This is a genomic window from Ligilactobacillus equi DSM 15833 = JCM 10991, from assembly GCF_000615765.1.
GTDB classification, from domain to species: Bacteria; Bacillota; Bacilli; order Lactobacillales; family Lactobacillaceae; genus Ligilactobacillus; species Ligilactobacillus equi.
Window position 1 is genome coordinate 1 of record NZ_BAMI01000063.1, and the last position, 10,895, is coordinate 10,895.

The 10,895-nt window shown below is 35.3% G+C and carries 14 protein-coding genes; all 14 read right to left on the reverse strand.

The window, feature by feature from the left end:
* Positions 1-157: 157 nt before the first annotated feature.
* Positions 158-760 (reverse strand): response regulator transcription factor, encoded by a 603-nt coding sequence (locus JCM10991_RS10230; protein ID WP_025021414.1) that lies wholly within the window; start codon positions 758-760, stop codon positions 158-160.
* On the reverse strand, positions 757-1,851 hold the full coding sequence (locus JCM10991_RS10235; RefSeq protein ID WP_025021415.1) for a sensor histidine kinase: 1,095 nt from the start codon (positions 1,849-1,851) through the stop codon (positions 757-759). The genes JCM10991_RS10230 and JCM10991_RS10235 overlap by 4 nt, the downstream gene beginning before the upstream one ends.
* Positions 1,851-2,594 (reverse strand): ABC transporter permease, encoded by a 744-nt coding sequence (locus JCM10991_RS10240; RefSeq protein WP_025021416.1) that lies wholly within the window; start codon positions 2,592-2,594, stop codon positions 1,851-1,853. Before JCM10991_RS10240 ends, JCM10991_RS10235 begins: the two co-directional genes overlap by 1 nt.
* A complete protein-coding gene (locus JCM10991_RS10245; RefSeq protein ID WP_025021417.1) occupies positions 2,595-3,473 on the reverse strand; it encodes an ABC transporter ATP-binding protein in 879 nt (292 codons plus the stop codon).
* A 205-nt stretch (positions 3,474-3,678) separates the two neighbouring features.
* Entirely contained in the window at positions 3,679-4,089 is a 411-nt protein-coding gene (locus tag JCM10991_RS13745) for an SRPBCC family protein (protein WP_035188807.1), read from the reverse strand.
* A gap of 76 nt (positions 4,090-4,165) precedes the next feature.
* On the reverse strand, positions 4,166-4,981 hold the full coding sequence (locus tag JCM10991_RS10255; RefSeq protein WP_025021418.1) for a helix-turn-helix transcriptional regulator: 816 nt from the start codon (positions 4,979-4,981) through the stop codon (positions 4,166-4,168).
* Between the two features lie 18 nt (positions 4,982-4,999).
* The gene (locus JCM10991_RS10260) at positions 5,000-5,626 is read right to left on the reverse strand and encodes a nitroreductase family protein (protein ID WP_025021419.1); all 627 of its coding nucleotides are present in this window, start codon (positions 5,624-5,626) and stop codon (positions 5,000-5,002) included.
* A gap of 1 nt (position 5,627) precedes the next feature.
* The gene (locus tag JCM10991_RS10265) at positions 5,628-6,146 is read right to left on the reverse strand and encodes a TetR/AcrR family transcriptional regulator (protein ID WP_025021420.1); all 519 of its coding nucleotides are present in this window, start codon (positions 6,144-6,146) and stop codon (positions 5,628-5,630) included.
* A 142-nt stretch (positions 6,147-6,288) separates the two neighbouring features.
* On the reverse strand, positions 6,289-6,783 hold the full coding sequence (locus JCM10991_RS10270) for an NAD(+) diphosphatase (protein ID WP_025021421.1): 495 nt from the start codon (positions 6,781-6,783) through the stop codon (positions 6,289-6,291).
* Positions 6,784-6,847: 64 nt separating this feature from the next.
* Positions 6,848-7,360, reverse strand: a complete 513-nt coding sequence (locus JCM10991_RS10275; RefSeq protein ID WP_035188810.1) for a GNAT family N-acetyltransferase — start codon at positions 7,358-7,360, stop codon at positions 6,848-6,850.
* A gap of 184 nt (positions 7,361-7,544) precedes the next feature.
* Positions 7,545-8,039, reverse strand: a complete 495-nt coding sequence (lnu(C), locus tag JCM10991_RS10280; protein ID WP_002837187.1) for a lincosamide nucleotidyltransferase Lnu(C) — start codon at positions 8,037-8,039, stop codon at positions 7,545-7,547.
* A gap of 23 nt (positions 8,040-8,062) precedes the next feature.
* Positions 8,063-9,100: an IS1595-like element ISSag10 family transposase gene (locus JCM10991_RS10285; RefSeq protein WP_025021423.1), complete on the reverse strand. Its 1,038-nt coding sequence runs from the start codon at positions 9,098-9,100 to the stop codon at positions 8,063-8,065.
* Positions 9,101-9,199: 99 nt separating this feature from the next.
* Positions 9,200-10,432, reverse strand: coding sequence for a lactate oxidase (locus tag JCM10991_RS10290; protein WP_025021424.1), 1,233 nt, complete (start codon positions 10,430-10,432; stop codon positions 9,200-9,202).
* Positions 10,433-10,562: 130 nt separating this feature from the next.
* A partial coding sequence (locus JCM10991_RS10295) for a biotin transporter BioY (RefSeq protein WP_025021425.1) occupies positions 10,563-10,895 on the reverse strand: 333 nt, incomplete at its 5' end.

Below are 10,895 nucleotides of genomic sequence, written 5' to 3' on the forward strand. Positions count from 1 at the left end.
AAAAAGACCAACGTAATAACCAACCACTTAAATAAGTTAATTAAAAAGCACTAAAAATCATGTCCGCTATTATCGCGATAACCTTGATTTTTAGTGCTTTTATTGTGGTCACTTAGCTGAATTATAACTTTTCTAAATTTCGAAATTTTCCTTAATACTAATTCAGCCACCCATTATCACGAGCAACTTTAACTGCTCGTGTCCGGTTAGGTACACCTAATTTGTTAAAAATACTTGTTATGTTGTTCCGAATAGTTCCATCGGATAAAAATAGTTTTGTAGCTATCTCCTTGTTTGTCAATCCTTGAGCTATAAAGTCAATAATCACTTGTTCTTTCTCACTCAATGGATTTACCTTTTGAGTAAACATGTCCATTAATTCTGGAGAATATTGTTTCTTACCTTGTAAAACTAAGTTGATTGTCAACATTAAATCATCTATTGAACGATCTTTTAATACGTAAGCATCAACATCCGCTTGTAGCGATCGTTTTAAATAACCTTCACGTTTAAAGGTCGTTACAATGATAACCTTAGTTTGTGGTTTATGTTGTTTACTCCACTCAAGGACTTCAATACCCGATTTAAGTGGCATTTCAATATCTAAAATTGCCACATCAATTTGATACTTCGAAAGTAACTCAATTGATTGAATCCCATTTTCAGCTTGAAAAACTTTATTAACCTCATCTTCCATTTGCAGCAGTTGGCACATTGCATCTCGTAACATTGACTGATCCTCTGCGACTAATAAATTCATTCTAATATCACCTCAGATAAGATAACTTGCACGACTGTTGGAGTTTTCACTGAAATAATTTTTATTCCTTGAACTCCTTTACCAATTCTTCCTCTAATTGAATGCAGGGGAGCTTCGGTAGTTTCCTTAAATCCCTTGCCATTATCTGTAATTTCAACAATAATTCTCCCCCTAGTAGAGAAAAGGTTTAATTTACAGCTACTAGCTTGAGAATGTTTTATAACATTCGTAATTAATTCACGTACCACCATAACTAGTAGTGATTGTTGATTAGGAGCAATGATTTTATTTCCCAGTTGATAGTCTAATTCAAAATCAATTTCAGATAAATCCATCATTCTTGTTATCTCTGATAACTCTTCTGATAATGTGCGTGTTTTAAGATTATCTACTAACAATCGTACTTCTGACATTGATACTTTACTTATTTCTCGAAGCTCACTAATCTGTTTAGCAACTTCATCATACTTTTGCTTCTCTAATTGCTTAGAGGCTAATTCTAATTTAAGTGTCATCATCGCAAACGTATGACCTAAGGTATCGTGTAAGTCACGTCCAATTCGATTACGCTCATTCTCTGCAGCCAATAGATTAATATACTTATTTTGATTGTTTAACTCTCGTTGTAATTGTTCATTTTGATTATGATAACGTTTGATGTATACAATTGCCAAACATACAGCAAATATAATCCACATTTGCATTGCCATTAGCGAATAATCACTTGAAGTTTGATAATTTAGCGTATAGTACCCCGCTATCGCAATTATACACGCTGACGCACTAATAAATTGATACGATTTAATATTTGCCTGAAATTTATACGCAATCAGATTGAAAATATAAAAGAAAAAATAGGCAATAGAATAATCAAACCACCAAATATAGCTAATGATATACGCTAGCAAAAGGTACCATGTTACTAAGATAACTTTTTTATTATTGGTAGTTGCCACAACAACATATCCTATTCCAAAAAATATAGTTGGTACTAACAACCATAATGACTTACGTGCAATAAAAGTATAGCCGATTGGAAAAATCAAATAAACGAGATAGATATAATATAGATATACTTTATTTTTTGTCATTACAAATCCTTTTTTCTAAATTTACTAACTATAACTACTAGGATTGAAAAAAGTAATACATATATTCCCAAAATAGCTATGGAATTTATAGTAATTTTACCATTATCAAGATAATTTGTAACTAATTTCCATAATTGGGCGGAAGGTAAATATTGTAATACCCTACGTAAAGTTTTAGGAAATTCGGAAAGTGGTATCCATAGTCCCCCCAACATTGCTAAACTCAAATATGTAATATTACATACCGTTGATAATAATTCTGTTGACTTGATGAACGATAATAGATATCCTAGTACAAAAAAACAACTGACTCCAAGTAATAATAGTAACCCTGAAACTACCCACTTTCCAAGTGGCAAGTTTATCCCAAGATAGTAATGCGATACACCAAAAGTCAATATAATAGCTAATAGGTAACTTACTAAAATTCGTATAATCTTGACAAAATAGTATTGCCATTGTGGGACTGGTGTATGCAATAAAGTTCGTTTACGATTATTTGTTTCGTCATCTTTCAAAGAATAAGGAAAAGTAAATAAGCAAAAGCATAGTCCTGAATAAGTTACCATTGATATAGTTGTTTGTTGTATATAATGATTAACGATTGCTCTAGGACCTGTGGAATAAACTTGTGAAAAAATCAATAAAAAACCTATGGGCAAGATAATTCCAAAAATTAACGACTGAAATCCCCGTTTAGTTAAAATAAGTTCATTTTTCAATAGTGGATACAAAGTTTCCATTTATTTATCCTCCGTTACAGTGAAAATTTTCTTTAGTAGGGTTATATTGTTCATTTCGATATCAGCAAGATCAACTTGGGGATAGATAATGTCCCACACCTTTTGAGGATTTTGCGTAGTAAAGCAAATATTGTCCTTTTTTAGTTCGACATCATAGATATAGGTTAAATCACGTACTAAATTTACATATTTTATAGGAATTGAAAAAACTTTTTCTTCTTTTTCTGAACGTAAAGCATATGGCGTCGTATCCCTGATAAGTTGACCTTTATTAAGGAGAAGTACCCTATCTGCCGTATGTTCAACCTCTTCAATGTAATGAGAAGAATAAATAATCGTCTTGCCTTGCTTTTTTAATAATGAGATTACTTTCCAAAAATGCTGACGAATGTTTGTATCCATACCTGCCGTAGGTTCATCTAAGAAAATAATTTGTGGATTACCAATAACAGCTAATAAAAATGACAGTAAACGCTTTTGTCCTCCCGATAATTTTTCAGTAAATTGATTTTTTTGCAACTCACTAAACCGTAAAATATTATCTACTTCTTGTAAAGATAGTGGATTATTATAAATCAACCGATAAAAGCTAATTAGTTCTTTAACTTTCATTCTTTTTTGAATAATATTTTCCTGATAAAGAACGGAAACTTTATCTTTTAACTTCTTACTTCTCGGACTATCTTTTAAAACCGTAATCATTGTTTTTTCTGTACTATAATCGCCTAGTAGGCAAGAAAATAATGTTGTTTTTCCCGCCCCATTAGGACCAATAAGAGCTATACATTCACCCTTACTAACTGTAAAAGATATGTCGTGTAAAACCTTCTTAGTACCAATTTGCTTATTTAAGTGGTTAACTTTTATTACTTCTTCCATAACTTTACCTCTTCAACTTTAATTTATAATTATTATAAAAAGACTAATTGAAAGTGGATAGCTATAAATATCATGACATCGCATGACAAATGTCATTTCTCTACAGCAATAACCAACCACTTAAATAAGTTAATTAAAAAGCACTAAAAATCATGTCCGCTATTATCGCGATAACCTTGATTTTTAGTACTTTTAGTATGGTCACTTACGTTAATTCAATATAATCTCGTAAATGCTTCAAATTTCCATTAAGGGCATGTTTAGCAATCGGAACAAATAGCTCCAAGGGGAGATGTGAGTCAAAAGAGTCAATAATTACCGTCTCATTTAACAGTGTTTCATCCCCCAGATTAACTACTTCAAATTCAATCTGATACTTGGCCTTAGTACCGACGATTTGGTAAATCACAGTATCTTTGTGTTGAACAACTTGCAGCTTTTCAACCCCATTTAACGCCGGTGTTTTTCTTGTAAGCATATAGCTTTGACCGTCAAAGTCCACCAATGTAATTTCTGGAACCCAATTTAAAAGATTAGTCGGATTGGCCAAGACTTGCTTAGTCTTATCTGGGGTAGTAGCAATTTTAATTTGATTGGTAAATAATTTTTTCTCCATATAATAAAACCTCTTTTCTTAAGATGGTTTTATCATAGCAAGATTACTTTTTTTCCGAAAATCAGAATACTGATATTTAGAAATCATCATAAACTTTTTCAGCAAATAATTCTGTAAAAATCTGACTTCGTTGTTGTGCCACATCTTCTTTGTCACGCACTTGACTTTGGTGAGCTACTTTAGCTAACAAGTAATAATAATTAGCTAACATATAGTGTGAATTATGGCTTGTTACAAAGGCTATCCCCTCATTTATCCATCTTGAAGCGGTCGGATAATCTCCTAACTTGTAATGAATCATCGCTACTAAGTAATAAATGATATTCAAATTTTCTTCATAAGGTAATGTTTGCCACTTCTCAGTAGCTTGACTGATTAATTGCGGAATTTCTTTTACCTCCCCATGAACTACCTTAACTAAAGCTAACGATACTAAAGATAACCTTTTTAGCGACGTAATACCATCACTTGCAATCGCTAACTTGAGGTTTTTTTGAACTTCAGAGAGCTGCGCTTGGGTGTTAAACAAGGCAATCGCCAAGTAATAGTAATACGCTTGAGTTTGCTCATCATTCTGAATTAAATCTAGAGTTGCGGGTTGTTGTAAAAATTCTCTTAACTCTGCATATCGATGCTGATTGCACAAAGCAACAAGGGTTTGATTATAATTACTATCATCAGAAATATCATAATCCACAGCTAAACTTATTTCTTGTAGACTTATATCCAAACGTTGGCAAAGTCTAATCAACAAGGTTGCATTAGGTGTATACGTCCCATTTTCAATGGCTGAAAGCATTGACTGCGAACAAATACCATTCGCCAATTGTTTTTGCGTCAAGTGTTGCTCCAGACGCTTAGCACGTATGGTTTTTCCGAGATTTGTGATAATAAATTTTACTCCTTTCTTCTAGTTACTACTTAATTTATGCTTAGAAATACTTTCAAAATAATATTTTAAAATCCCTTTTTCTAATCCAGAATAATCACTTACTTTTACATCAAGTATAGGGTCCCCTTCATTATATTTTATCTGAAAATTTTGTTTATTCAATACTGTCGGTGCTAATAGTAATGCTTGAATACCAGCTAGATACCACTCAGGCATTTCTGTTATGTAATCACTAACTTGTGAAATTGCCTTTGATTTATGTGGCTTGCCAATATTTTTACCATAACCAATTACAATAATTGCTTTTGCATTAGAAAATTTCTTTTGGTTATAAGTTCCACCAATAAACCAACTATTTAGTCCCCTTTCTTGAACAAATAGCATCAATTTGGCCGCTGAATACCCTAATTTTTCATCATCTTGACCTTCTAAAAGGATAGCATTACTAGCATTTTGAGCCATAAAAAGCTTGGCAAACTTCGATAATAAATCATCCTCATTTGTAATTAACTTCATACTTAGGGCAAATTGTTGATTCAGATTGGCAACTTCTTGTATTATCGCATCAATATCTGCTTGAGAGAGTGATTGCTTTTTATATTTTCGAACCGTATGGCGACGTTCCATAATTTCGTGCAAATTCATATTAATCCTCCAGTAGTTGTTTTAAAGTAATAGTAATAAATTTAGGATCGTACTTGACTAAATCATTAATAAGTAACTGAATATAACCTGTCAAGGTTGTTACTATCTGCAATAGGAAATATTCAGAATCTTTTAACTGCCCTGCATATTTTTTTACTAAATTCCAAAATACAAAATTATAATCTTTAGCTTGATACATCTCTTTAATACTTCCATTGAACAGTAAGAATTCGATTAATCTAGGCTTTTCAACCGCTAAATTACACAAAAAATCAGCAATAGCTAGCAAATTATCGAACGGTGTATTCAATGAACTCAACTTTAAATCCGAAACTAATTGTTCCGATAATGATAAAGACACCTTGTAAAATAATTCTTGTTTACTCTTAAAATTTTTATACACTGCACCCGTAGTCAGCCCGACTGAGCTAGAAATTTTTCTAAGTGATAAATCATGAAAATCATTAACAGAAACCCACTTTGTTGTTACAGAAATTAATAAATCTTCTGTATTAGACATTTAAAACTGACTCCTTTCTAGATAACGGTGTTATCAAATTCCTTGATGATAACACTGTTATCTAAAAGTGTCAAATTTGGCTTACTTTAGACTAAAAAAGACGTTACCAACTCACTAGAATGTAGTAACGTCTTGTATTTAATTAATTTTTCTCATTTAAATAAGCCAATAGAAATTCTTCCGCTAGGCTTCCTGGCCAAATAGCTTCTTGAGCCTTTGAGCGACTAAACCATGCATAACGGTCAACCTCGTTATTAACCTTAAAATCCTCTAAGTCATCAACTACCACGGTAAAATTACACATTAGCGTGTTAGATGGCTGATAAAATTTAGAGCGGTTGAAATGAATTACTGTAGGTGTAAGTCCCGTTTCCTCAGCTAGTTCCCGCTTTACTGCTGTTTCGAGGTTTTCACCTTGGTAGAGATAACCCGCCACTAAAATATTTTTCTTCCGACCGTATTGTTGAATTAGTAAAATTTCATCCGTTTGTTGATTAACCACAATCATAGAAATGGCCGTATTAAAAAAAGGAAAACGATAGTCTTTACACTGATCACAATAAGGCACCTGGCCCTCGTTTTCTAAAAATTTCTTTCTTAATTTTGTCCCGCATTGCGGACAGTATGCTTGTTGCATGTTATCATCTCCGTTATTATCACTAATTTAGGACTTCGTAAGTTCCCCCAGCCATACTTCCTACCTAAAATACCACTTCATATGCCAAACGTTCACCGTCAATTGGGTCATCTACTGTAACTAAGCCACAGTAGTTAAAACCTACCTTGGTAGCCACTTTTTGCATAGGATAGTTAATCCGAAAAGTATCAATCCGCGCTGCTTTAAAGCCTTGGCTTTGAATGTGTGCTAATAACATTTGCAAGAAAATCTTTCCTAGCCCCTTACCTCGAATTTTGCCAGATGTGACGACTCGGTGAATGGCTATATAGTTATCACTAGCTTGCAACCAAGAGCCATCACGAATTTCAGCATAGCTAGGATCAGGTCCAACTAATAAAGTTGCCACAGCAATCACTTGTTTTTGGTCTTCTAATACGTAACATGTACCATTAGCAATATCTTGGGCAAAAACTTCACGGTTAGGGCTTCCACTTTGCCATTGGCTGCTACCAGAGGCCTTTAAAAAAGCACGAGCATCTTCTAGCATCACTTCAATTTGGTCTAAGTCATGGTTTTGGGCTAATCTTAGTTTCATTAACAACACCTCAATCAATTTTAATCATGATTTTAGTATAACCGACTATGCCGGAATTTAACAAATCAAAAAAGCCCTTCGCTTCAAGAAAGACTTTTCCAAAAGGCTATGTCACAACAAACAGTTGATAAATAGCCATTTTATAGGGGAGTATCAGAACTCCCCTACAAACTGTTATTTGCAGTTATCTATACTCATTTGGAATTTCGATATGAAATGTCTCACACAATAACTTCACATCATGTGCATCATTTTCATCAAACTCGTATCCCAGATGGAACATTACTTGACTATATGGTTCAATACAGGAAACCTCTATTTCCTCAATTCTTCCTTTACCCGAAAAAGTTTCTACCGGAAAACAATCCCCATCATAAAGAATTTCACCTTCGTCCGTATATTCAAAACAATGCAAATCAATAATTCTGTTTTTCAAATCTTCCCATACAGTATGGTTCAATGTTGTATATTCCATCTTAATCTCATAAAAGCCATTAGCTTTCATTATTTCTATAAAGTTCTGATAATCGTTCTTTTCTACAAAAATGTCAATATCATTATGGGCTCTTGACTGATATCCAAGAAGAGCATCTACACCCCAGCCACCATCAAGAAAGACTTTAATCTCCGCATCTATTGCAAATTGAAGAATCTGTTTTACATCTGTTATATTGACCATCTTATCATCTCCACAAATTCTAATTAGGCGACCAGAGGAACTGCTGGTCTGTTTGATAAATCTCTGCATTTAGCAGTTTTCAATGTTGCCAAAACAAAAGTTAAGAAGATGTTCCTTTTCTCCATGTCGCTTTCTTTGGCGTAATTTACAAGGTTATTCCACACAAGATAGTTGTTCAGATACTTGGTAGAAACACCGTTAAAGCCACGCATAAACCTCTTTAGCTGGCTATGGTAGCTATTGATATGTTGGATATTATAAATGCCTTTCTTGGCTTTGCCAGTCTTTAACTGCACAAGGTCAGTGCCATTGGCATTTGTAAATCTCACATAGGAGTTCATCTTGTCCGTAACAAGAGTGGAATTGGTCTTAATCCTACCATCATAAATATGATGTAAATCTCTTGTAGAAACTCTACCAGTATTCGTAATCTTGGAGATAGACAAGCCATTCCTATTAACCGCACAAGGAACACATACCTTTTCTTGGGACAAGCCTCTGATATGTGTAGAATGACCACGCTTATGAGCCTTGCGTGGCATAGCAAATGTCTTACTCTTGCTATGATTGCCCTTGTACGAGATGGCGAAAAAAGTTTCGTCAGCCTCAATAATGCCGTCAAGGGTAACATCGTCTGCCATATTCTGAAGTGCATCCAAAATCTTGTGTCTCCAAAGGAATGCGGTGTTTCTGTGAATCCCACAAGCAACAGCAGTCTTACGAATGGATAAGCCATTCATCATACAATCAATGTACTGCTCCCACACGGACAAGTCTTTTCTTGTACCAGACACAATGGAGTTCGTAGCAATCACGAAGGACTTGCCACAATCCTTACATACATATCGCTGTGTGCCATCTTTACGATGACCATTGCGAACCACATGGATACAGCCACAAAGAGGGCATACACGACCATTTGCAAAGCGTTCCTTTGCTACGAAATCTTCAATATTCAAAGACTTTACAAAGGCAGGACTTAAAAGCATTGTTTTAAGGCTTTCCTGCTCTGCGACAGTCAACTTACCGATAATATCTAATGCGTCTTTGATAGTAGGCATATCCAATTACCTCCTTCGGTGGTACTGTTTCTTACTATTGTTATACGCTATTTCTCGTCAAAAATCAACCATTTGTTGTGACAGAGCCTTCCAAAAAAATCAATGACTCGAGGCCCCAGAAGTTGCATCTGTTTCAGCTTCAACCTTCATTTGGTTTTCAGCAGTCACAGGATATGGCTTGCGAACTTTTGGGCTAGTTGAAGATGGCAAGTTATCTAGTCCATAGGATAAATTACGCACATCAGCATGCTTAACATCCTCAATGGTCTTGCAGCCAGTTAATTGCATATCAATTTCTAATTCAGAATTGATTTGTTCAATCACTGATTGAACCCCACTAGCACCACCTAAGGCTAAACCATAAAGGTAAGGACGACCAATTCCGACTAAGTCAGCCCCTAAAGCTAAAGCCTTAAAAACATGCGAACCACGACGTACTCCTGAATCAAAGACGATTGGCACACGCTTATTAACGGCCCGAGCAATTTCTGGCAACATATCAATAGTTGCGGGAGCCCCATCAATTTCACGACCACCGTGGTTAGACACAACAATCCCGTCAGCACCAGCTCCCAAAGCCAAGTAGGCATCATCAGCATTCATAACACCTTTGATGAAAACGGGTAAACCAGACATTTCCTTAATGCGAGCTACATCAGCCGGACCTATCTTTTGAGCTGAAGAAGCGTACATTTGAGCCACACTCTGCCCTTCACCCTTCCCGCCTAAGTAACGGGTAAAGAAATCCAAAGGTACTGGGAAAGTAAAGTTGGTCCGTAAATTAGCTTCCCGATAACCGGAAACCAAGGCATCCACGGTCAAAAAAATCCCCTTGTATCCGGCTGCTTTAACAGCATCAAAAACCATTTGGTTGAACTCCCAATCCTTACTTAAATAGAGTTGGAAGAAACGAGGAGCATCTCCAGTCGCCGCTGCAATCTCTTCTACACTCTTATTAGCATAAGTTGAAGAGGAGAAGAGGGCTCCAGCTGCCTTGGCCCCTTGCGCCGTAGCTATCTCTGCATCCTTATGAGCAATTCCATGACAAGCAATTGGGGCAATCATGATTGGCGTCTTAAGTTTCATCCCCATAAATTCAGTTGCCGTAGAAGGATTATCCATATCTGTCAATGAACGAGGTACGATTTGAAAGTGGTTGAAAGCAGCCGTATTATTACGCCAAGTCCATTCGTTTTCTGAACCAGAAGCAATGTAGTAATAAGCTGGTTCCGGCATGACTTCTTTAACTTTTTCTTCTAATTCATCCACATTAACCATGGTAATTTTTTCGTCCTTATCACTTTGAGGAAATCCATTGTAATATGCTGTCATAATCTCAAATCCTTCTTTCATATTTTGATATGGTCAGTTTATCACTTTGTGAAAGCGCTGTCAATTTCGTGATATTATGCACAATAAGGCATTAAAAAATTGACCGCCATTTAGACCGTCAACTTTCCAACTAATCTTTAAAAAGTCCTTTTCTTTCAATGATTTGATTAACACGTACCACAATCGGAGTATAAACCAAAATTTCAACGAAAACTGGTATCACAAAAGGAATCGTCCCTGCCCAAATTGCCGCTTTAAAAGACATTCCAGCAATTCCCGGAATCATCAACCACATAGAGCCTAAAACCAAGTAAACTAGCGCAGCTATACAATTTGCCACTAAAACATTAATATAAGACTTTGCCCGCTTATGTAAAAATAAGGCTACCAAAACGGCATAAACAAAGAATGAAGGCAAGTACCCCCCACTTGGAGTCATGAAAGCCGCTACCCCACCAGCAAA